The sequence below is a fragment of the Pseudomonas sp. ChxA genome (assembly GCF_030263855.1).
Classification (GTDB): Bacteria; Pseudomonadota; Gammaproteobacteria; order Pseudomonadales; family Pseudomonadaceae; genus Aquipseudomonas; species Aquipseudomonas fluorescens_CB.
In genome coordinates, this window is sequence record NZ_JARPMK010000001.1 from 4254091 (window position 1) to 4280160 (window position 26070).

Below are 26070 nucleotides of genomic sequence, written 5' to 3' on the forward strand. Positions count from 1 at the left end.
GGTTCAGTTCCCCGCCACAGCTGGGGTGGCGTCGCCAATCACGACTTTGTCGCCCTCGGCCAGGCCCTCCAGAATCTGCACCTTGACGTTGTTATTGATGCCGGTCTTCACATCCCGCGACAGCGCCTTGCCCTTGGCGTCCAGCACCCGCAACGGGTAAGTGCCGTCGTTATTGCGCGCGCCGAGCGCCGCCACCGGCACCATCAACGCCGCCTGGGCGGTGTCGAGCACAATACGCACCTGGGCGGTCATGGCGATGCGCAGGCGATGGTCCGGGTTGGGCACATCGAACAGTGCGTTGTAAAACACCGCGGTGTTTTGCTTGGGGGTGCCGGCAGTCTGGGTTTCGAGGAAGTTCTGCGGCGCCGGCTCCGTGCCACGCAACTTGGCGTAGTAGCGCTTGTCGGCTTCACCCAGGATGGTGAAATACACCTGCTGGCCGGGGCTGATATGGATCACATCGGCCTCTGACACCTGGGCCTTGACGGTCATGGTGTCCAGGTCGGCCAGCTTGAGCAGCACCGGCGCCAACTGGCTGGCGATCACGGTCTGGCCTTCCTGCGTGACGATACCCACCACATCACCGTCGATGGGCGCGACGATGCGCGTATACGCCAGGTTGACCTTGGCGGTATCGATCTGGATATGCGCGCTTTTGATCTGCGCATCCAGCGACAACAGGTTGGCCTGTTGCACCTGGAAAGTGGACTCGGCGTCTTCAAAATCCTGGCGCGATACAGACTCATCCACCTGCAAGCCCTTGTAGCGCTCATACACCGACTTGGCCTGCTTGAGCTGCGCCGCCGTGGCACGGCGCTGGGCTTGCAGGTTTTCCTCATCCACCTGGGCCTTGCGCAAGGTGTTCTGCAGGATCAGCGGGTCGATTTCGGCCAGCCACTGGCCCTTCTTCACCTTGTCGCCGACCTTGACCTTGAGCGACTTCAACTGCCCCGACACCTGCGCGCCGACATCGACCTGCTTGATACCCTCAAGCAAACCGGTGGCCAACACCGCATTCTCGATATCACCGCGCTCAGCCGTAGCCGTAAGGTACTGCGGCGCGTCGGCGGGTGCCTGCACCGTATACACCACCAGGCCAATGGCAACAGCCAACACCGCGAGCATTCCAATTTTGCGAAACTTAGACTTTTCCATAAATGACCATAAAAAGATGAAGAGGGCCTACAACGGCACGGTCCAGTGTGGAAGCTGGCTTGCCTGACACACCGAGGTGTCTGCATCGCAGCGGTGCGACGATTCGACAAGCCAGCTCCCACAGAAAAGCAGATCCCAGGTGTATGCAAATCCGCTTTCGCTTTTGATCTAACCACTCAGGTCGGCTTTCAGGCCGCCGTGCTGTAGATCTTGATCTTGATCTGCTTTTGATCTGAGGCGCCCCGTTAACCACGATGGCCGAACGCAGGCTTGAATCCGTGGGTAACCCGGCAGGGATGCCGGGTTAGCCGCGCTGGGCCAAGGATGGCCCATCGCGGCGGCCCACGGATTCAAGCCGGAGTGAGGGCACACCGAGCCTAAGCGAGGTGCCGAGTGGTGGGGCGAGGACCTTTTGGTTACTTTTGCGTCCTTGCAAAAGTGACCCGCTGTAAGAGCGGAACCATAGGCAGCCGTTACCGCAGCAACGGATATGTACACCAGCCGCTTCACGACACCACCTCCCCAATCACCACCCCCTCAAGCCACCACTGCGCCAACCCCAAAACATTCGGCGCCTTAAGCAACGTAAAGTGATTCCCCGCGCCATACCAAACCTGCAACCCACTCCCCTGGCGCCGCCACCCTTCCACCATCAACCCCTGCTCACGCTGATTACCCGCCGCATCCAACGCCGGATCCTGCGCCAGCACCAAGCGCACCACCCCGTTGAACCGCTGCGCCGGCCGATACACCGTGCGCAACGCCGCCGCATAAGTACGCGCCGGCCCCGCCATCGCATCCACACTGGCACGCCCCGGCAACAACCCCACACTCACCATCCCCGCATGCAGCCACTGCTGCTGCGCCACCTCATCGCGCCCGGCAAAATCCACCTGGTCAATGCCCAGCGACTTGCCCGCCGACAACTGCATGGCCTCAATCAAGCGCAACAACGCGGCCGTGGTCGAATAAGGCTTGCCCGCACCGCCCGGTGATTCACTGTCGATCACCGTCAACGACGCCACCTCGCGGCCCATCGCCTGCAAGCGCAGCGCCATCTCCAGCGCGACCCAGCCACCAAATGAATGCCCGACCAGATGCACCGGCCCACGCGGGCACTCCTGCGCCAGCGCCGCCAGGTAACACTGCGCTGCCGCTTCCACCTGGCTGTGGGGCACCGCCTCGCCATCCAGCCCGCGCGGCTGCAAACCGAACAGCGGCCAGTCGCGCCCGAGAGCCTCGCTCAACCCCACAAACCCGGTGACGCTGTCCCCCGCTCCCGGCACACAGAACACCGGCGCATGGCCTGCACGCCCACTCTGAATGCGCAGCAACGGTTGATGCACCGCTTCCCTCACCGGCGAACTCACAGCCAAGGCCTCAGCCATCGCCGCGCCCAAGCCTTGAATATGCGGTGCCTGCATCATGCTCTGGTGATCGCCAGGCACCTCGACCCGGCGCAATTGCCCAGGCGCCAAGGCGGCTTCCCAACCCAGCGATTCACTGCGCCGCGACAGCTCGGTCGGCCGTTCGCGGGCACTGAACAGATGCACCGGCACCGGCAGCGGGAACAGGCTGTAGTGCGCCAGCGCATGCCCGTGGCCAACTTCACGTTGGATAAAACTCAAGAGATCCGCGTCCGTAGCCGCTGCCATTTGCGCGTATAGCAGACCTTGATCGCGACAGCGTTGCAGCAAACCCGCAAAGTCCAGCTGTCCAATACCCGCCTCAAGCTGTTCAAGGCTCGCCAGTTCATCCACACCTCCCTGTGCTTTCCAATACGCCGTGCACTGCAACAGCAAATGCCGCTTAAGCGCATCCGGCCCACTCCAACGCGCCTTGCCTTGGTCGGTCATGCGCGGCACGTAGCTGTCGATCAGACCGAGGAACGCCACCGGCTCATCCAGCCCCAGCAATTGCATCGCCACCTCATAGGCCAGCACGCCGCCAAACGACCAGCCCGCCACGCGGTAAGGCCCGTGTGGCTGAACCTGACGGATCAGGCCGACCATGCGCGCCGCCAAGCCTTCCATAGTGTTCAGGTGCGGCTCGCCCAGTGCCGCGCCCGGCAGGCCGTAGATCGGATAGTCGCCGGGCAAGTGCTGACCCAGCGCCGGGAAATACACGTCCATGCCGCTGAACTCATGCACCAGAAACAACGGCGGCTGCGAACCGCTGCTGCGCACGGTAATCAGCGCGGTGTCACGCACCGGCTCGCCGGTGCGCTGGCGCAACATCGCCGCCACCGAGGCCACGCTGACGTGCTGGAACAGCTCGGCCAGCGACACCTGCAAGCCCGCTGCTTCCATCAGGTTGACCAATCGAATCGCCAGCAAGGAATGCCCGCCCAGCTCAAAGAAGCTGTCGTGACGCCCCACCTGCTCAAGTTTCAACACCTCGGCCCACAGGCCGGCGAGCGACTGTTCAAGTGCATCGGCCGGCGCCTCGAAGTCGCGGCTGAGCAAGGCCTCCAACGCCGGAACCGGTAAGGCTTTGCGATCGATCTTGCCATTGGCCGTGAGCGGCAACTGCGCCAGCGGCACATAGGCCGACGGCAGCATGTAGTCCGGCAACTGGCCGTGCAGGTGCGCACGCACACTGTCGACGTCTACGGGCTCGCCAGCCCAGGTGAAATACGCCACCAGACGCTTGTCGCCCGGCACGTCCTCACGGGCCAGCACCACCACGTCCTGGATCGCGGCGAAGGTCGCCAGGCGCGCTTCGATCTCGCCCAACTCGATACGGAAACCGCGGATCTTCACTTGGTCATCGTTACGCCCGATGCACTCCAGCAAGCCGTCCGCCGTCCAGCGGCCGAGGTCGCCGGTGCGGTACATCAAGGCGCCTGGGTTGAACGGGTCGTCGACAAACTTCTCGGCAGTCAGCTCCGGCCGGTTCAAATAGCCCTTGGCCACGCCGTCGCCACCGATGCAGATTTCGCCCATCACACCCACCGGCAGCGCCTGCAAGTACGCATCCAGCACGTGAATCTGCGTATTGGAAATCGGCCGACCGACCGGCACGCTGTCAGCAATGGCGGCAATCGCCTGCACCTCGTAAGTGGTGGCATAGGTGGTGGTTTCGGTCGGCCCGTAGCAATGCACCAGGCGCAAACCCGGCGCCTGCGCCAGCAAGCTGCGGAACGCCGCCGGGTCGGCACGCTCACCGCCGCAGAGCAAAATGCGTAAACCAGCCAGGGCCTCTGGGATCATCTGCACATACTGGTTAAACAGCGCGGTGGTCACGAACAGCACCGTCGCACCTTGCAGCGCACTGCCGAATGCAGCCGGGTCGAGCAAGGTGGCGTGGTCGATCACCTGCACCTGGCCGCCGTTGAGCAGTGCGCCCCAGACGTCCATGGTGCTGGCGTCGAACGCCGGGTTGGAGGCAAACGCCACGCGGTCGGCGGCGTTGAAGTCGGCGTAACCGTTGTTGAGCACCAAGCGCGTGATGCCGCGATGGGGCACCAATACGCCCTTGGGCGTACCCGTGGAGCCGGAGGTGTACATGATGTACGCCACGCTGTCCGAGGACTGCGACAGGTCGGGGTTGTGGCTCGGTTGCGGGTCCAAGGCCAACGTATCCAGGTCCAGACGCCGCGCCGGGTACTCAAGCGTCGCGTCACTGCGGGTCAACAGCCAGCTCGCGCCGCTGTCCTGCAACATAAAGCCCTGGCGCTCGGCGGGCGCATTGATGTCCAGCGGTACATAGGCCGCCGCGCACTTGAGGATCGCCAGTTGGCTGACCAGCAGGTCCAGGGAACGCGGCAGCAGGATCGCGACGTTATCGGTCGGGCGCACACCCAGGCTCATCAGGTGATGGGCCAAGCGGTTGGCGCGGGTATTGAGTTCGCCGTAGCTCAGCACCGCGTCAGCGTGCAACGCAGCCACCGCGTCTGGCCGTGCCTGGGCCTGGGCTTCGAATAGGCGCTGCACCGTGTGCTCGCGGGGGAACACACGGGTGGTGGCGTTGAAACCCGCCAGCTGTTGACGCTCGGCCGCCGGCAGGATTGGCAAGCGGCTGATGCCCCTATCACTGTGCTGCTCTAGCGCCTCAACCAGTTGCTCAAGGGCAATGTTCAGGTAATCACACAACCGCCGGGCGCCCTGCCCCATGGCGGTCAGGCTGAAACCCTTACCAAGGTCATCGACACTCATCGACACCCCGTAATTGGTCTGTTCCTCGGCGCCAAGCAGCGCAATCCCCTGCCATGCCTCGGCCACACCACCACTGTGCGGCGCGCTGTGGCGGTAGTTGAACAGCACGCTGAACAACGGCGTACCCACTGGCACGCCGCTGCACTGCTGAGCCAAGGCCAGCGGCGCGTGCTCATGGCTGAGCAATTGGCTCAGGCGCGCATGGGTGGCGCGCAGTGCGGTGCGTACCGAGTGTTCGCCCAGGTCGACGCGCAGCGGCAAGGTGTTGATAAACACGCCCATCGCGCGCTCGGCGCCTTCGCCGCCTTGCAGGCGCCCAAGCATTACGGTGCCGAACACCACCTGTTCGCGGCCACTGACCTTGCCCAGCACCTGCGCCCAGGCCAGGTGCATAAGGCTGGCGGCACTCACGCCTGCCTGGCGGGCCTGGGTGCGCAGGCGCTGGCTCAACTGAGGGTCGATGGCCAGATGCGCGTGTTCATCGACGCCCAGGTATTGGACGTCGGTTGGCTCATCGACTTCACCGAGCATTTCGCGCAAGAAGGTTTCGTGGTCGTCAATGCCCAGGCGGGTCTGGGCCACCGTCTGGGCCACATAGGTTCGATACGGGACGGCCGCGCCCAGCGTGTGCTGGGTGCCGAGCAGGAACGCCTGCATTTCATGCTGCAGGATGTCCAGCGCGATGTGGTCCATCACCAAATGATGGAAAAGCAACGTGGCAACCACGCGCTGCGGCTCCTCGGTATAGATCAGCCGCATCAACGGCGCTTGCGAAAGATTCAGGCGCTGTGGCACGGCACCGGTTTCAATGCTGAGCGAGGCTTCGCGCCACACCACTTGCACCGGTTCCTCCAGGCCGTCCCAATGGAAAGAGGAACGCAGGATGTCATGCCGCTGGATCACCGCCTGCAATGCATGGGCAAAGGCGTCCAGGCGCAGACGGTTGTCGAAGGCAAATTGCGCCCGCAACAGGTAGGCATCGCCTTCAAGCACTGCTCTATGGTGATACAGGATGCCGGCCTGCAGCGGCGCCAGCGGGTAAATATCCTGCACATTCGCCGCACCGCCGGGAATGCACGCGACGATGCGGTCGACGGCGGCCTGGTCCAACTGGACCAAGGGCAACATAGCCGGGCTGATGTGGGTACAGCCTTCGGCAATGCCATTGGCCGGCACCGCCACTTCGCGCCCAGCGCCCAGCGCCGCCGCCAAGACCGAGAGCGTCGGCTGGCCGAACAGCACCTTCACATCCGCCGACAAGCCCAGGCGGCGCATGCGCCCCATCAAACTGACGGCCAACAGCGAATGCCCGCCCAGTTCGAAGAAGTTATCGTGACGGCCCACGCGCTCAACATTGAGCAGTTCGGCCCACAGGCTGGCCAAGGCCATTTCGGTATCGCCCTGGGGCGCTTCGTATTCGCGCACCACCACTGAATCCAGGCCCGGCGCCGGCAGCGCCTTGCGGTCGAGCTTGCCATTGGGGCTCAGTGGCAACGCCTGCAGATGCACGAAAATCGCCGGCACCATGAACTCCGGCAGATGCCGCAGCAGATTGCTGCGCAGTGCGTCGATTTCGCTCGGCGTGCCGGTGTAGTAGGCCACCAGCCGCTCTTCACGGGCGACCACGGCGGCTTCGTTAACCTGCGGATACTCGAGCAGCCGCGCCTGGATTTCACCCAGTTCGATGCGCAAACCACGGATCTTCACTTGGTCATCGTTGCGCCCCAGGTACTCGATATTGCCGTCCGGCTGGTAACGCCCGACATCACCGGTGCGGTACATGCGCCCCGGCATGAAAGGGTCGTCAAGGAAACGCTCGGCGGTCAGTTCCGGCCGGTTCAGATACCCGCGCGCGACTTGTACGCCCGCGATAAACAACTCGCCCACCACGCCCAGCGGCACCGGTTGCAATTGGCTGTCGAGCAGGTACATGCGCGTGTTGGCGATGGGTTTGCCGATCGGCGTGTTGTCCGGCGTTACCGGGCCGGCACAGTTCCAGGCAGTGACGTCGACGGCCGCTTCGGTCGGCCCATACAGGTTATGTAATTCGCTGCCCGGCAGCTGCTGCTTGAAGCGCCGCACCAGGCTGCCCGGCAAGGCTTCGCCGCTGCACATCACCCGCACCAGCCCGGCCGCCTGGCGGATATCGCCATGAGCCAGGAACACATCGAGCATCGACGGCACAAAGTGCAAGGTGGTGATCTGTTCGGCTTCGATCACTTCGCACAGGTATTCGGGCTCTTTGTGCCCGCCCGGGCGCGCCATCACCAGGCGCGCGCCGGTAAACAATGGCCAGAAGAATTCCCACACCGAAACGTCAAAGCTAAACGGGGTTTTCTGCAGCACCGAATCCTGTGCCGTGAGGCGATATTCGTCCTGCATCCACAGCAGGCGGTTGACCACCCCGGCGTGGTCGTTGATCACGCCTTTGGGCTGGCCGGTGGAACCGGAGGTGTAGATCACATAGGCGCTTACGCTCTGTACGTGCGGGTTGCCTGCGGGCAGATGCTGCCAGCTTGGCTGGTCCAGATCGACCACCGCCGCCTCGCCCAGCAAGCCACGGGTCGCAGCTTGGGCCAGCACCACCAGCGGCGCACTGTCTTGCAGCATGTAGGCCAGGCGCTCCTGCGGATAGGCCGGGTCCAGCGGCACATACGCCGCGCCAGCCTTGAGAATCGCATACAGGCCAACGACCATTGAAACGCCGCGCTCGACGCAGATCGCCACCCGCGAAGCCGGCTGTACGCCCAACGCCAGCAGGTGATGGGCCAACTGGTTAGCCTGCGCATTCAGTTCGGCGTAGGTCAGTTGCTGCTTGCCCGCCTTCACTGCAATCGCGTTCGGCGTGCGCGTTACCTGCGCTTCAAACATCCCGTGCAGGGTTTGGTCGAGGTTGTAGTCCACTGCGGTGGCGTTGAAATCGACCAGCAGGTGCTGACGCTCACGCTCATCCACCAACGGTGCGTGTTCCAGCACCGCCTGGTCGTTATCGACCATGGCCTGCAAGGTGCGGATGAAATAACCGGCATAACGCTGCACGGTCGACTCATCAAACAGCGCCACGGCAAATTCCAATGCGCCGAGAATGCTGCCCTGCACTTCCCCCAGGTTCAGCGACAGGTCGAACTTGGCAAAGTGGCTGTTCTCGACAATGCCTTCCAGGGCCAGGTCACCCAAGGCCAGGGTCGGCGCGCTGCTGTCCTGCCAGCTCAGCAAGGTCTGGAACACTGGGCTGTGGGCCAGGCTGCGCAACGGCCGGGTGATTTCCACCACCTGCTCGAACGGCAAGTCCTGATGTGCCTGGGCCGCCAGCGTCAGCGCCTTGACCCGCGCCAGCAAGGCCTCGGTGCTCAGCTCGCCCGTGGTGTCGATGCGCACCGCCAGGGTGTTGACGAACAGGCCGATCAACCCTTCCACCTCGCTGCGGGTACGGTTGGCCACCGGCGAGCCGATCACCACATCCAGTTGCCCCGAGAGCCGCGCCAGCAGTGAGGCCCAGGCCGTCATCAAGGTCATGTACAACGTGGTGCCATGGCGTTGGCTCAAGGCCTTGAGCCCAGCGGTCAGGCGTTCGTCCAGGCGCACTTCGACGCTATTGCCGGCGTAGTCCTGCTGCACAGGGCGTGGGCGGTCGGTGGGCAGCGTGAGCAAGGCCGGCGCACCGGCCAGGGCCTGTTGCCAATAGGTGCTTTGGCGCTGCAACACTTCGCCGCTCAGCCATAAACGCTGCCACACGGCAAAGTCGCCGTACTGGATCGGCAGGCTTGGCAATGGGTCAGGCATGCCGTGGCTGAAGGCTTGATACAACGCCATCAACTCACGGGTGAGCACGCCCATCGACCAGCCATCGGAAACGATATGGTGCAAGGTCAACAGCAGCACATGGTGATCGTCGGCCATTACCACCAGGCGCCCACGCAGCAACGGGCCGCGTTCCAGGTCGAACGGCGCCGAGGCTTCGCCATGAATCAAGGCATCCAGCGCCTGTTGCGGTTGCGGGTGGCGGCGCAAATCCTGCACTTGCAGGGGCAACATGTCTTCAGCCGCTACGATCAGCACCTGGGCTTGGTCGCCCTGCTGGGTAAAGCGGCTGCGCAAGGTTTCGTGGCGCGCGACGATACGCGCCAGCGCGCGTTGCAGCGCCTCGACATGCAACTGGCCACGTAAACGCAGGCCGATGGGAATGTTGTAGGCGGTGTTGGCGCCTTCCATCAGCGCCAGGAACCACAGGCGCTGCTGGGCGAACGACAGCGGCACGTCTTCATCACGATTGGCCGGCAGGATATCCGGCAAGGTGCTGCGTGCCGACTTCGCCAGCACTTCAGCGACCGCCGCCAGCTCTGCATTGGCAAACAAGTCGCCCAGCACCAGTTCCACCCCCAGGCGCTGGCGCACTTGCGAGACCATGCGCATCGCCAGCAACGAGTGCCCGCCCAGTTCGAAGAAATGGTCATGCCGCCCGACACGCTGCACCTGCAGCACATCGGCCCAGATCTGTGCGAGCACGCTTTCGATCTCGCCCTCGGGCGCTGCGTATTCGCGGCTAAACACCGCGGCCATGTCCGGCGCCGGCAACGCCTTGCGGTCGAGCTTGCCGTTGGCGGTGAGTGGCAACGCCTCGAGCTTCACATAGGCGACCGGGACCATGTAGTCCGGCAGATGCGCAACCAGGTGGGAACGAATATCACCGACCGCCAGCGCGTCGAGTTGTGGGTTCTGGGTGAAATAAGCGACCAAGCGGTCCTCACGCACCAGCACCACCGCTTCCTGAATCCCAGGCAGTTGGCCGAGCTGGGTTTCAATCTCGCCCAGCTCGATACGCACGCCGCGAATCTTCACTTGATCATCGTTGCGCCCCAGGTATTCAAGCGTGCCGTCCGGCAACCAGCGCGCCAAGTCGCCGGTGCGGTACATGCGCCCAGGGTTGAACGGGTCTTGCAGGAAGCGCTCGGCGGTCAGCTCCGGGCGGTTGAGGTAACCGCGCGCCACGCCCTTGCCGCCCACGTACAGCTCACCGGCTACCCCCAATGGCACCGGCCGTTGTTGTTCATCGAGCAGATACACCGTGGCATTGGCCACCGGTTTGCCGATATGCAACGGCTGGCCTGCCTCGACCTTGCCGGAGGTGGCGACCACCGTGGCTTCGGTGGGGCCATAGTTGTTGATCAGCTCAAATCGCTGTGCCCGCGCAAACTGGCGCAGGCGGTCACCGCCGATGAGCAAGGTGCGCAACGTAGGGTGTTCGATGTGCTGGCTGAACGCGTACTCGGCCACCGGCGTAGGCAAAAAGCACACGTCCAGCGGCTGCGCGCACCACCAGCTCAGCAGCGCGTCGATATCTTCGGCGCCGTCCGTGGCGGGCGGCAGGTGCAAGGTCGCGCCGACACACAGCGCCGGCCAGACTTCCCAGGCCATCGCATCAAAACCAAAGCCGGCAACACTGGCGGTGTGGCGCCCGGCGCACAGGTCAAAGGCGCGACAATGCCAGTCCACCAGGTTGGCCACCGTGTGGTGCTCCACCATTACCCCTTTGGGCAGGCCGGTGGAGCCGGAGGTGTAGATCACATAGGCGAGGTTCGAAGGGCTGACGGCGGCTTTCGGATTGCTGGCTGAATGGTGCTGCCAGGTGTAGCGGTCCAGCTGGATCACCGGCACGTCCAGCGCCGGCAAGCGCTCAAGCAATGCCTGTTGGGTCAGCACCGCCACCGGGGCGCTGTCGCTCAGCAGGTAGCTCAGGCGCTCGGCCGGGTGCGACGGGTCGACCGGCACGTAGCAGGCACCGGCCTTGAGGATGGCCAGCAACCCGGCCAGGGTGTCCAGGCCACGGCGCGCGACGATGGCCACGCGGTCATCGGGTTTGACCCCCAACGCCAACAGGTGATGGGCCAGCAGGTTGGCTTGCTGGTTGAGTTCGGCGTAGGTCAGTTGGCGGCCCTGCTGCACGGCGGCGATCGCGTCCGGCGTGAGCGCGGCCTGGGCTTCGACGCGCCCGTGCAAGGTGCTGCCTTGGGGGAAATCGGCCTGGGTGGCGTTGAACTGTTCCAGCAGCAGCTGTTGCTCGGCGGCGGGCAGCACCGACAGCTGATTGAGCGCGGTGTGCGGTGCCTGCTCCAGCGCCGTCACCAGGTTTTCCAGGGCGGTTTGCAGGTAGCTGCACACGCGCTGCGGGTCGACCCGCTGGCTGGCCAGCAGGCTCAGGCCAAAGCCTTCACCCAGGTCATCGACACTCAGGGTCAGCGGGTAGTTGGTGCGCTCTTCGGCGCTGAGCGCGGCGATCCCGTGCCAGGCCGACACGGCTTCGGCGCTGGCGGCCGGGGCGCTGTGGCGATAGTTGAGCAAGGCGCTGAACAGCGGCGTCGGCGCCACCACCCCACTGCAGCGTTGGGCCAGGGCCAGCGGCGCGTGTTCATGGCGCAACAAGGTGGTGAGCCGCGCGTGGGTGGCCTTGACCCCGGCGCGTACGTCCTGGGCGCCCACGTCCACGCGAAACGGCAAGGTGTTGATGAAAATACCCAGCGCCCGATCCGTGGCATGGCTGCCTTGCATGCGGCCCATCAATACGGTGCCGAACACCACCTGCTCTTTACCGGCCAGCACACCCAGCACCTGCGCCCAGCCCATATGGAACAGGCTGGCGGCACTCACGCCCAATTGCCGGGCTTGCGCGCGCAACCGTTGGCTCAGCGCTGCGGGCAAAGGCAGGCTGACTTCGCTGATGCCACGAGCATCGCCCTGCACGTCCTGCAAGCCGTATGGCAAGGTCGGCTCACTGATGTCGCCGAGCATCTGGCGGAAGAAACCTTCGTGTTCCGGCTCACTGATGCCCAACCGTGCCTGCGCCACATAGTTGCGAAACGGCACGGCCTGGCCAAGCGCCGCGCCCTGCCCCAGCAGGCACGCCTGCATTTCATGGCACACCACTTCGAGGGCGCTGTGGTCGAGGGCCATATGGTGGAACAGCAAGGTTGCGACAATGCGCTGGTTCAGTGGGTCGTCGGCCCGTACCAGGCGCAGCAGCGGCGCCTGGGTCACGTCGAGGCGATAGTGGCGGGCATCGAACAGCCCGTGCAGTTGAGCGGCAATATCGCCGTCAGCCGGGTTCAATTGCAGCGCCTGCACCGGCAGGCGTGCCTGGCGCCATACCACTTGCGAAGGTTGCTGCAAGCCGTCCCAGACCACGCCGGTGCGCAGGATATCGTGGCGGTCCATCACGCTCTGCAACGCTTGGGCGAAGGCCTCGAAACGCTCCAGGCTGTCAAACGCGAACTGCGACTGCATCACATACGGATCGCCCTGCTCGGCGCTGACGTGGTGGAACAGAATGCCTTCCTGCAACGGCGCCAGCGGATAAATGTCCTGAATATTCGCCACACCGCCGTCGACCGTGGCCACGATGCGCTCGATCTCGTCCTGGCTCAACGTCGACAGGCTCAGCATCGCCGGGGTGATGTGCTCGGCACCCGTCGGAATGCCATTGGCCGGCACCTGCACTTCACCGGCCTTGGAGGCCGAGTATTCACCGGCCTTGATCAGTTCAATCAAGGCCGCTTTGTGCTCGCGCAACGCCGCCAGGATCGCCGGGTCGCTCAGCGCTTGTTTATTGCCTTGCACCGACAACTGCTCGCCCTTGAGCGCCAGTTGCACGTCCTTGGTTTTCAACGTGCTCAATAACTCAAAAATGCTCACAGGACGATCTCCATTCGTTCGGTAATGGCGGCGTAGCCAGCCAGGCTCGGCTGTTCGAACAGCGCCCGTACATCCGCTTCCAGGCCTTCCTGGCGCAGGCGTCCGATCAAGCTCACGGCCAGCAGCGAGTGCCCGCCCAGCTCAAAGAAGTTGTCATGGCGCCCAACGCGCTCCACGTTGAGCAGTTCGGCCCACAGCGCCGCCATGAGGATTTCGGTGTCGCCTTCGGGCGCTGCGTATTCGCGCACACTCAGCGCGTCCATGCCCGGCACCGGCAGTGCCTTGCGGTCGAGCTTGCCGTTGGGGCTCAGTGGCAATGCGTCGAGGTGCACAAACACGGCGGGCACCATAAAGTCCGGCAAGTGCTGCAACAGGTGGGCGCGCAAGCGGTCGATGTCGGTGTGTGCGCCGGTGTAGTACGCCACCAGACGGTCCTCGCGGGCGACCACGGCGGCCTCGTTGACCTGCGGATGTTCCAGCAGGCGCGCCTGGATTTCGCCCAGCTCGATGCGCAGGCCACGGATTTTCACCTGATCATCGTTGCGGCCCAGGTACTCGATATTGCCGTCGGGCAGGTAACGACCGACGTCGCCCGTGCGGTACATGCGCCCGCCGGTGAACGGGTTCTTGAGGAAACGTTCGGCGGTCAGCTCCGGGCGGTTCAGATACCCGCGCGCCACTTGCACACCGCCGATAAACAACTCACCCACCACCCCCAAAGGCACTGGCTGCAACTGGGCGTCCAGCACGTACAGGCGTGTATTGGCGATCGGCTTGCCGATCGGCGTGTTGTCCGGCACGTCGGGGCGCGCGCAGTTCCACGCAGTAACGTCGACCGCCGCTTCCGTCGGGCCGTATAGGTTGTACAGGCCAACCCCCGGCAGTTGCGCTTTGAAGCGCCGCACCAGGCTGCCCGGCAAGGCTTCGCCGCTGCACATCACCCGCACCAGCCCTATGGCCTGGCTGACATCGCCATGGGCCAGGAACACATCGAGCATCGACGGCACGAAGTGCAAGGTGGTGATCTGTTCAGCCTCGATCACCTCGCACAGGTACTCCGGCTCTTTATGCCCGCCCGGGCGCGCCATCACCAACCGTGCGCCGGTAAACAGCGGCCAGAAGAATTCCCACACCGACACGTCGAAGCTGAACGGGGTTTTCTGCAGCACCGCGTCATGGGCCTTGAGGCCATACGCGTCCTGCATCCACAGCAAGCGGTTGACCACGCCGGCGTGTTCGTTGATCACGCCTTTGGGCTGGCCGGTGGAGCCGGAGGTGTAGATCACATAGGCCTGGTGCCGGGCGGTAAGGCCTGGCACCTGCGGGTTGCTCGCGCTCTGGTGTTGCCAGGTGAGGTGATCCAGGTCCAGCACTGGCACGTCGCCCAACAACTGGCGGGTCGCGCCTTGCGCCAGCACCACCACCGGTGCGCTGTCTTGCAGCATGTAAGCGATGCGTTCGAGTGGATACGCTGGGTCCAGCGGCACATAACCGCCACCGGCCTTAAGGATCGCAAACAGGCCGACCACCATGTCCAGCCCACGCTCGACGCAGATACCCACGCGCGCATCCGGCTGCACGCCGAGTTCGCGCAGGTGATGGGCCAGGCGGTTGGCGCGCTCGTTAAGTGCCCGGTAGGTCAACTGCTGGTCGCCGGCCTTGACCGCTACCGCATCCGGGGTGCGTTCGACCTGGGCCTCGAACAGACCGTGCAGGGTCTGGTCGAGGTTGTAATCGACCTCGGTGGCGTTGAACGCTACCAGCAGTTTCTGGCGTTCCTCGGCGCCCAGGATCGGCAGGCGATTGAGCGCCTGGTGCGGCGCCTGCTCCAAGGCTTCGACCAGCCCGGCCAAGGCGTTCTGCAGGTAACCACACACCCGTTGCGCGTCAATCTGCGCCAGGGCGGTGACATCATAACCATCGCCCAAGTCATCCACGTTGAGGGTCAGCGGGTAGTTGGTGCGGCCATCGTTGACCAACGTCTGCATGCCTTCCCAGGCGTGTTGCGCTTCGGCAGAACGCGTCGCGGCGCCGCGATGGCGATAGTTGAGCATCGAGCTGAACAACGGCGCCGGGGCCGCCACCCCACTGCAACGCTGGGCCAGCGCCAGGGACGCGTGCTCATGGCCGAGCAACGCGGTGAGCCGCGTGTGGGTGGCCCGCACCGCATCGCGTGCGCCTTGCGCGTCGATATCCAGGCGCAGCGGCAAAGTATTGATAAACACCCCAAGGGCGCGGTCGGCACCCTCGCCGCCTTGCAGACGGCCGACCAGCACGGTGCCGAACACCACGCTGTGACGCCCCGAAGTGGCCGCCAACACTTGGCCCCAGGCCAGGTGGAACAGGCTTGCGGTGCTCACGCCGAGCAACCGCGCCTGGGCGCGCAGGCGGCGGTTGAGGTCGCTGTCCAGGTGCAGGCTGTATTCCTGAATCGCGTTGCCGTCGCCGCGCACGTCCTGCAAGCCGAACGGCAAGGTCGGCTCATCGACATCGGCAAGCATCTCGCGAAAGAACGCCTCGTGCTCCTGCTCACTGACACCCAATCGCGCCTGGGCCACATAGTTGCGATACGGCATCGGCGCCGCCGTCGGGGCGGCGTGCCCCAACAAGTGCCCTTGCATCTCACGCAGCACCACGTCGAACGCGGTGTGGTCCAGCGCAATATGGTGATAGAGCAACACCACCACCACGCGCTGGTTGGCCGGGTCCTTGGCGTACTTGAGGCAGATCAGCGGCGCCTGGCTGATGTCCAGGCGGTAACGCCGTGCATCAAAACGTTCGTGCAGGCCGGCGAGTACATCGCCCTGCAACTGCAGCTCTTCAAGCGGCAATCGGGCCTGGCGCCACACCACTTGCAGCGGTTGCGCAAGACCTTCCCAGACCACGCCGGTGCGCAGGATGTCATGGCGGTTGATCACCTGCTGCAGCGCCTGGGCGAAGGCCTGCAGACGCTCGAGGCTGTCGAAGGCCAGGTGCGATTGCAGCAGGTACGGGTCGCCCTGCTCGGCGGTGAGGTAGTGGTAAAGAATGCCCTCCTGCAACGGCGCCAGCGGATAAATATCCTGCACGTTGGCGGCACCGCCGGGGATGCGGCTGACAACTTGATCGAGGGTCGACTGGTCGATATCAACCAAGGGCAGCATATCCGGCGTGATGCGCAGGCAATCGGCTGCGATCCGGTTGGCTGGCACCTGCACTTCGCGGCCACTGCCCATGGCAGCCGCCAGCGCGGCCAGGGTCGGCTGGCTGAACAGTACGCGCACATCAGCGCTAAGGTTCACTTGACGCATGCGTTCGATGAGGCTCACGGCCAGCAACGAATGGCCGCCGAGTTCGAAGAAATGGTCGTGGCGACCGACTTTCTCCACCTGCAACACCTCGGCCCAAATCTGCGCCAGCGTCGTTTCCACCTCGCCCTGAGGCGCTTCATAAACACGGTTCAACAACGCGCTTTGGTCAGGTTCCGGCAACGCCTTGCGGTCCAGCTTGCCGTTGGCGGTCAGGGGCAACGCGTCAAGCCTCACGTAAGCGGCAGGCACCAGGGCGTCGGGCAGTTGCGCCTGCAGTTGTGCGCGCAGGGTTTCGATCGCCAGCGGCTGGTGCTCAGTGAACCAGGCAATCAAGCGCCCTTCGCGCACCAGCACTACCGCTTCAGCCACGCCTTCGAGTGCGGCCAGGCGGCTTTCGATCTCGCCCAGCTCCACGCGCACGCCACGCACCTTGACCTGATCATCGTTACGGCCCAGGTATTCGATATTGCCGTCGGGCAACCAGCGCGCCAGGTCGCCGGTGCGGTACATGCGCCCAGGGTTGAACGGGTCTTGCAGGAAGCGTTCGGCGGTCAGGTCCGCGCGGTTCAGGTAACCGCGCGCCACGCCGCTGCCGCCCACATACAGCTCACCGGCCACGCCCACCGGCACAGGGCGCAGTTGTGCATCGAGCAAGTAGGTGCTGGCATTCGCCACTGGCCGGCCGATATGCAGCGCCTGGCCGGCGCGGACACGGCCGGAGGTGGCGACCACCGTGGCCTCGGTCGGCCCGTAGTTGTTGATCAGCGCAAAACGTCGCTCCTGGGTGAACTGGCGCAGGCGGTCGCCGCCAATCAGCAGGATGCGCAAGGTCGGGTGTTGCAGGTGCTGGCTGAAGGCGTATTCGGCCACAGGCGTGGGCAGGAAACTGACGTCCAGCGGCTGCGCCAGCCACCAGGCCAGCAGTTCGTCGATGTTTTCATTGCCGACGCTGGCAGGTGGCAAATGCAGGGTCGCACCGGCACACAGCGCCGGCCAGACTTCCCAGGCCATGGCGTCGAAGCCAAAACCGGCGACACTGCTGGTGTGGCTGCGCGCATCCAGGCCGAAGGCTTCGCAGTGCCAGTGCACCAGGTTTTCCACGTTGCGGTGTTCCACCATCACGCCTTTGGGCTGGCCGGTGGAGCCGGAGGTGTAGATCACGTAGGCCAGGTGCGCCGGGATCAGCGCTGCGAGCTGGGGATTGCTGACCGCGTGGTGCTGCCAGCTTTCGCCCAGCAGGTCGACTGTGGCGAATGCCCCCAGCAACGCTTGCGTACTGGGCTCGGCCAGCACGGCCACCGGCGCACTGTCCTGCAACAGATAGGCGATGCGCTCGGCAGGGTAAGCCGGGTCGATCGGCACATAACCGGCGCCGGCCTTGAGTATGCCCAACAGCCCGATCAGCATCTGCGGGCCACGGCGGCAGCAGATCGCCACGCGGTCGTCCGGCTGTACGCCGAGCGCGAGCAGGTGATGGGCCAGTTGGTTGGCGCGCTGATTAAGCTGCTGGTAGGTCAGCGACCGTTCGCCCTGCTGCACCGCAATCGCGTGGGGCTGGCGTTCGACCTGGGCTTCGAAGGCACCGTGCAGGGTGTGCCCGGTGGGGAAGTCCGCAGCCGTTGCGTTGAATTCGCGCAACAGGGTCTCGCGTTCGGCCGACGGCAGTATCGGCAGGCGGTTGAGCGCGGTATCGGCAGCATTTTCCAAGGCCTCGACCAGTTGCTCCACGGCGTTATGCATATAGCCGCACAGGCGCTGGGCGCCGATCTGCGGCAGCGCCAGCACACTGAGGCCAAAGCCTGCGCCAAAATCATCCACGCTCAAGGTCAGCGGGTAGTTGCTGCGCTCTTCACCGCCCAGCAGTTGCACGCCTTCCCAGATGCCGTGGCCATCGCGGGCCATTTCGCCGAGGCTACTGTGGCGAAAATTGAGCAAAGCACTGAACAGCGGCACGCTGGTCGGCACGCCGCTGCAACGCTGGGCCAGCGCCAGCGACGCGTGTTCGTGCCCGAGCAAGGCGCTCAAGCGTGAATGGGTGGCCTTGACCGCCACAGCGGCGCCCGCCGCGACATTCACCCGCAGCGGCAAGGTGTTGATGAACATGCCCAGCGCCCTATCGGCGCCCTCACCCGCTTGCATGCGGCCCATCAATACAGTGCCGAACACCACGTCATCGCGCCCGGACACCAGCCCCAGCACCTGCGCCCAGGCCAAGTGCATCAAGCTCGCCGCACTCACACCCAACCGGCGCGCCTGTTCGCGCACACGCACGGCCAGCGCCGCGTCCAGGTGCTGCTCGGCCTCTTCGATATCGCGGCCATCGCCCTGCACGTCCTGCACGCCAAACGGCAGGGTCGGTTCGTCCACATCGGCGAGCATGGCGCTGAAGAACTGCTCATGCTCGGCCACGCTCACGCCCAGGCGTGCCTGGGCCACGTAGTTGCGAAACGGCGCCGCCACCGGCAGTGCGTCCGCCTGGTTGAACAGAAACGCGCGCATCTCCTGGCCCACCACTTCCATGGCCGTATGGTCCAGCGCCAGGTGGTGAAACAGCAGGATCGCTGCGACTCGGTTATTCGCCGGGTCCTGGGCGTAAACCATGCGCAGCAGCGGCGCCTGGGTAATGTCCAGGCGGTAATGACGGGCATCGAAACGTGCGTGCAATTGCTCGATGATGCCGCCCTCGGCCGGATCCAGGATCACCTCCTGCACACTCAGTTGCGCGTCGCGCCAGACCACTTGCACCGGGCTGTCCAACCCTTCCCAGACCACGCCGGTGCGCAGGATGTCATGCCGTGCCACCACCTGTTGCAGTGCGCCCATAAAGCCGTGCAAACGCGCCAGGCTGTCGAACGCCATGCGCGATTGCAGCAAGTACGGGTCGCCCTGTTCGGCGCTGATGTGGTGATAAAGAATGCCTTCCTGCAACGGCGCGAGCGGGTAGATATCCTGCACATTGGCCGCACCGCCGGGCACGTTGGCAACGATGCGTTCGATTGCTGGCTGGTCGAGCTGCACCAGGGTCAGCATCGACGGCGTGATTTGCGTGCAGCCCGGCGCAATGCCATTGGCCGGCACCACAATTTCACGCCCGCTGCCGACTGCCGCCGCGAGTGCCGCCAGGCTTGGCTGGCTGAACAGCACGCGCACGTCAGCGCTCAGGCCGACCTGGCGCATGCGCTCGATCAGGCTGACCGCCAGCAACGAATGCCCGCCCAACTCGAAGAAATGATCATGGCGCCCGACGCGTTCGAGCTTGAGCACGTCCTGCCAGATCTGCGCCAGCACGGTTTCCACTTCACCTTCCGGGGCTTCGTAGCCACGGCTGAGCAGCGCACTTTGGTCCGGCACCGGCAGGCCTTTGCGGTCCAGTTTGCCATTGGCGGTAAGCGGTAATAGCTCCAGCCACACAAAGGCCGATGGCACCATATAGTCGGGCAACTGGCCTTGCAGATGGGCGCGCAGCGCTTCGATTTCCAACGGGGCCTGGGCGGTGTAATAAGCCACCAGGCGTTTGTCGCCGGGCTCGTCTTCGCGGGCCAGTACCACAGCGTCGCGCACGCCTGGGAAGGCCGCCAGGCAGGTTTCGATTTCGCCGGGCTCGATGCGGAAACCACGGATTTTCACCTGTAAGTCATTGCGCCCCTGGTACAGCAAGGTGCCGTCGGCCTGCCAGCTGGCGAGGTCGCCGGTGCGGTACAGCAGGCCTTCGCCGAACGGGTTGGGGATGAATTTTTCGGCGGTCAGTTGCGGCTGGTTCAAGTACCCCTTGGCCACGCCCGCACCGCCGATGTACAGCTCGCCGACCACACCCAACGGCAGCGGCTGCTGGCGCGCATCCAACACGTAGGCCTGGGCATTCGCGATGGGCCGGCCAATCGGCACGGCGCCCGCGCCCGGCGTGGTGATTTCAAAGGTGGTCGAGAAGGTAGTGGCTTCGGTCGGCCCGTAGCCGTTCAACAGGTGTTGCGGCTTGCCGTGCTTGAGCACGCGGCCAATCACCAGCGGGTCGAGCACATCGCCGCCGACGATCAGGTAGCGCAACTGGCGCAGCACCGGCAGCAACGCGTCGGCGTATTGATGGAACAAGCCTGCGGTCATCCACAGCACGCTCACGGCCTGCTCCTGCAACAGCCCGGCAAATGCGGCCTGGGACAGCAGCACCGCATGCTCGACCACCACCACGCAACCGCCATTGAGCAACGGCGCCCACAAGTCGAGGGTGCTGGCATCGAACGCCGGGTTGGAGGCGAAGGCCACGCGGTCGCGCTCGTTGAACTCGGCATAGCCGTTGTTAAGCACCAGCCGCGAGATTGCCCGGTGCGGCACTTGCACGCCTTTGGGCGCGCCGGTGGAGCCGGAGGTGTACATGATGTACGCCACGTCGTCCGAAGACTGCGCAAGCTCCGGGTTGCGCGGCGACAGGCTCTCCAGGTTGAGGTCGGCCAAGGTCGTGAGCACCAGGCGCGCACCGCTGTCCTGCACCATAAAGGCTTGGCGTTCGAGCGGCGCGTTGACGTCCAGCGGCACATACACCGCCGCGCACTTGAGGATCGCCAGTTGGCTGACCAGCAAATCCAGCGAGCGAGGCAACGCCATCGCCACGCTTTCACCCGGTTGCACACCCTGGTTGATCAGGTGATGGGCCAGGCGGTTGGCGCGGCGGTTGAGGTCGCGGTAGCTCAAGGACAACGCGCCCTGCACCGCCGCCACGGCATCCGGACGGGCCAAGGCCTGGGCCTCGAACAGCTGGTGTACGGTGAGTTGCGAGGGGTAGGCGCGTGCGGTGGCGTTGAACTCGACCAATAGCTGGTGACGCTCGGCCGCCGGCAAAATCGACACTGCCTGCAAGGCGGTGGTCGGCGCTTGTTGCAGTGCGGTCACCAGGTGGCTGAGCGCGGTGAGCATGTACTCGCCCACGCGCTGCACATCCAGGCTGGCCACGCCTTGTACGGTCAGCGCAAAGCCTGTGCCGAGGTCATCGACGTTGAGCACCAGCGGGTAGTTGCTGCGCTCCTGGGAACTGAGAATCTCGATACCGTGGGTGGCAAACGGGCTGTCTCCCGGTGCCTCGTCCGCGGCACTGTGGCGATAGTTGAGCAAGGTACTGAACAGCGGCAACGAGCCCGGTACGCCGCTGCAACGCTGGGCCAGGGACAGCGAAGCGTGCTCGTGCCCAAGCAACTGCGCCAGGCGCGCATGGGTGGCGCGCACGCCGGCCTGCACGCTGGTGGCGCCCAGGCTGACGCGCAGCGGCAAGGTGTTGATGAACATACCCAGCGCCCGGTCGGCGCCCTCGCCGCCTTGCATGCGCCCCAGCAGTACGGTGCCGAACACTACATCCTGCTGGCCGGAAACTTGGGCCAGCACCTGCGCCCAAGCCAGGTGTACCAGGCTGGCGCTGCTGACACCCAGCTGCCGCGCTTGCTCGCGCAAGCCCTGACCCAGTGCCCCAGCCAGCGGCAAATGCGCCTCGACGATGCCGCTGCCGTCGCCGTTCACATCCTGCAAACCGAACGCCAGCGTGGGTTCGTCGATATCGCCGAGCATGTCGCTGAAGAAGGCTTCGTGTTGCGCCTGGGTCACGCCCAAACGCGCCTGGGCCACGTAATTGCGGTATTGCACCGCCGGCGGCAGTTGCGCGCTGTGGCCGGCCAGGCTGGCGCTCATCTCCTCCACCAACACCTGCAGGGCGGTGTGGTCGAGCAGGATATGGTGCAGCAGCAGGATGCCTGCGAAGCCATCCTGCTGTTGCGCATAACCGAAATGCATCAGCGACGCGCGGCTCAGGTCGAGGCGGAAATGGCGTGGGTCGAAGCGCTGTTGCAGCTGCGCCAGCGCATCATCGGCTGGCACGTCGAGGCGCTCGACCTGCAGCTGCGCCTTGCGCAACACCACTTGCACCGGCTCATCCAGGCCTTCCCACAGAATACCGGTGCGCAGGATATCGTTACGCTCGATCACACTGTGCAAGGCGTGGGTAAACGCGTCCACCGCCGTTTGGTCGGCAAAATTGAACTGCACCTGCAACACGTAGGGGTCGCCCTCGGTGGTTGCCAGGTGGTGATACAGGATGCCGGCCTGCAACGGCGCCAGGCCGTAGATGTCCTGCACGTTGGCGATGCCACCGGGCACGTGCTTGAGGATATGATCGATGGCGGCCTGGTCCAGCGCCACCAGCGGCAGCATGTCGGGGCTGATGTGTTCGCTCGTCGCCGTGATCCGATTGGCCGGCACCTGCACTTCCTGCTGCCCGCCCACCGCAGCGGCGAGTGCGCGCAACGTAGGTTGGCCGAACAGCACGCGCACGTCGCAGCTCAACTCCACCTGGCGCATGCGTTCGATCAGCTTGACCGCCAGCAGCGAATGGCCGCCCAGCTCGAAGAAGTTGTCGTCACGCCCGACTTTGTCGAGTTTCAACAGCGACTGCCAGATGCCGGCGAGGGTGCTTTCCACCGCGCCTTGCGGGGCGGCATAGTCACGCCGCGCGAGGGCGTCGGCATCCGGCGCGGGCAAGGCTTTGCGGTCGAGTTTGCCGTTGGTGGTCAGCGGGAACTGGTCCAGCAGCACGAAGGCGCTGGGCACCATGTATTCGGCCAGGCTCTGCAACAGATGGTCACGCAGTTCGGCGGCGCCGAGTTCACGCTCGGCGATCACGTAGGCCACCAAACGTTTGTCACCCGGCTCGTCTTCACGGGCGATGACCACGGCGTCACGTACGCCGTCGGCGCTGGCCAGAGTGGCTTCGATTTCACCCAGTTCAATGCGGAAACCGCGGATCTTCACCTGGTCATCGTTACGGCCCAGGTAGTCGACGCTGCCATCGGCCAGCAGGCGGCCGAGGTCACCGGTCTTGTACATGCGCAGGCCGGTGGCCGGGTCGGCCAGGAAGCGCTCGGCATTCAGCTGATCACGGTTGAGGTAACCGCGCGCCACACCGGCGCCGCCGACGTACAACTCGCCGACCACACCCATGGGTAACGGCTCACGGCGCGCATCCAGCACATACAGCTGCAGGTCGGGAATGCGCAGACCAATCGGGCTGACGCCGACCAACTGCGCATCCGCCGCTTCCAGGGCGCGGTAGGTCACGTGCACGGTGGTTTCGGTGATGCCATACATGTTGACCAGCTGGGTGCCGGCGTTGATGGCGCGGGCGTACCACGGTTTGAGCATGCCCGGTTCCAGGGCTTCGCCGCCGAAAATAACCTGGCGCAAGGAATGCGCCTGGGCGCTCTGGGCCGCGATCAACTGCCGAAACGCACTGGGCGTCTGGTTGAGGATGCTCACACCGGCGTCGCAGATCAGCGCGTAGCACTCATCCGGCGAGCGGCTGACCAGTTGCGGCACGATCAGCAACTGGCCGCCGTGCATCAGCGCGCCCCAGATTTCCCACACCGAGAAATCGAACGCGAAGGAATGGAACAGCGCCCACACATCGTTGGCGTTAAAGCCAAACCAATGCTCGGTGGCGGTGAACAGCCGCGCCACTTGGCGGTGTTCGATCATCACGCCTTTGGGCAGGCCGGTGGAGCCGGAGGTGTAGATCACATAGGCAAGGTTGGCCGGGCTGAGCGCAACGCGCGGGTTGACGATGGACTCTGCGCGCAGGCTGTTGAGGTCTATGCGGGTCAAATCACCGACCAGATGCTGGGTGTTGGCTTGCACCAACACCGCCAATGGCGCGCTATCGGCCAGGGTATAGGCGATGCGTTCCAGCGGGTAAGCCGGGTCGATGGGCACATAACCGGCGCCGGCCTTGAGGATACCCAGCAGGCCGATGATCATCTCCGGACCACGCTCGACGCAGATGGCCACGCGATCATCGGGACGAATGCCCTGGGCCAGCAGGCGGTGGGCGACCTGGTTGGCGCGTTCGTTGAGTTGGCGGTAGGTGATGCGCTGGGTGTCAAAACGCAGGGCGATGGCGTTAGGTTGAGCGGCGGCGTGGGCTTCGACTTGCGCGTGGATCAGGTCGGTGTCGCTGTAGTGCGCGGGGCTTTGATTGAGGCTGTGCAGCAGATGGTGACGTTCGGTGTCAGGCAGGATGTTCAGGCCGCAGAGCGGCATATCCGGTCGCTGTTCCAGGGCCTCGGCCAGGCTGTGCAGGGCTGTGTGCAGGTAACCGGCGACCCGTTGCGCGCCGATGGACGCATCGACCATCACCGTCAGCGCAAAGTCTTCACCCAGGTCGTCGATGTTGACTGTCAGCGGGTAGTTAGTGCGCTCTTCGGCGCCCAGCACCTGGATGCCTTCGGCCACCTCGATCACCGCCGCCATGTCGGTGGCGGCACTGTGACGGTAGTTGAGCATCGCACTGAACAGCGGCGTCGGCGCCGCCACACCGCTGCAACGCTGGGCCAACGCCAGGGATGCATGTTCGTGATTGAGCAAGGCGGTGAGGCGTTCGTGGATGGCCTTGACCCCGGCGCGCACGCCCTGCTCGCCGACATCCACGCGCAACGGCAAGGTGTTGATAAACATACCCAGCGCGCGTTCACCGCCATCGCCGGCGCCCATGCGGCCAAGCATCACCGTGCCGAACACCACGGCATCGCGCCCGGAGACCACGCCCAGCACGCGCGCCAGGGCCAGGTGCATGATGCTCGCCACGCTGACGCCCAACGGCCGCGCCAAGCTGCGCAGGCGGCGGCTCAGGCTGCTGTCGACGGGCACACGCACTTCATCGATGCCGTGCCCATCGCCTTGCACATCCTGCAGGCCGAAGGGCAAGGTCGGTGCATCGATATCCGCCAGCATCTCGCGAAAGAACGCCTCATGCGCCTGTTCGCTGACGCCATGGCGCACCTGGGCGATATAGCTGCGAAACGCCACCGGCTCGGCCGCCAGGGCTTGCTCACCGGCCAGATACAGTTGGATCTCATGGCGCACCACATCCAGCGCGGTGTGGTCGAGGATGGTGTGGTGGAACAACAGCATCGCCACCACGCGCTGGTTGGCCGGGTCATTGGCGAACACCAGGCGCAGCAACGGTGCCTGGCCCAGGTCCATGCGGTAGCTGCGGGCGTCATAGCGGGCGAGCAACTGCGCCAGGCGGTCGCCGTCGGCAAAATGGGCTTCTTCGCAGGCCAGGGTCGCCTTGCGCCACACCACTTGCAACGGTTCGTCCAGACGCTCCCAGGCCATGGAAGTGCGCAGGATATCGTGGCGGTCGATCACCCATTGCAGCGCCTGGGCAAACGCATCGAGGCGCGCGCGGCTGTCGAATACAAACTGCGCGTGCAACACGTAGGGGTCACCCTGCTGCGCCGACAGGTGGTGGTACAGCATGCCTTCCTGCAGCGGCGCCAGCGGGTAGATATCCTGCACATTCGCCGCGCCACCGGGGATGGCGGCGACAATGCGGTCGATGGCCGGCTGGTCGAGCGTGACCAGGGCCAGCATGTCCGGGGTAATGCGGTAGGCCGGGCTGAGCCAGTCACCGCCGTGTTCAGCCACAAAGGCAAGCAGTCGGGGTTTGTGCGCGATCAGTTGATCCCACAGCACATCGTCCAGGGCATCGTCATCGCCGAGGATAATCAGGTCGCCTTCTTCCAGTTGCAGACGGATCGCACGGGTGGAAATCGCTGCCAATAATTCACTGAACTGCATGGGGGTAACCTGCCTGGTAAGTCACGGTTGAGGAGAACGTCCGTATTCAGCTGCCGTTTGAATCGGGTGTGCTGGGCGCCGGAAAAAATCGCGGGCGCAGCCGGGGGCCTGGAGTGGCTTCCGGCAGGCTTGGAAAATTAAGGGATTTGGCAGGCAGGGGGTGACATGGG

The 26070-nt window shown here is 64.6% G+C and carries 3 protein-coding genes; all 3 read right to left on the reverse strand.

Translation table 11 applies throughout. From position 1 onward, the window contains the following. Positions 1–3: 3 nt before the first annotated feature. The 3 genes from macA to P5706_RS18935 all read right to left on the reverse strand — a co-directional run bounded on the left by macA (position 4) and on the right by P5706_RS18935 (position 25900). Complete coding sequence (gene macA / locus P5706_RS18925; protein WP_200433122.1) at positions 4–1155, reverse strand: macrolide transporter subunit MacA; 1152 nt, start codon at positions 1153–1155, stop codon at positions 4–6. Positions 1156–1661: 506 nt separating this feature from the next. Next, positions 1662–12998: a non-ribosomal peptide synthetase gene (locus tag P5706_RS18930; RefSeq protein ID WP_285680854.1), complete on the reverse strand. Its 11337-nt coding sequence runs from the start codon at positions 12996–12998 to the stop codon at positions 1662–1664. Further along, complete coding sequence (locus tag P5706_RS18935) at positions 12995–25900, reverse strand: non-ribosomal peptide synthetase (RefSeq protein ID WP_285680856.1); 12906 nt, start codon at positions 25898–25900, stop codon at positions 12995–12997. Before P5706_RS18935 ends, P5706_RS18930 begins: the two co-directional genes overlap by 4 nt. Positions 25901–26070 lie beyond the last annotated feature (170 nt).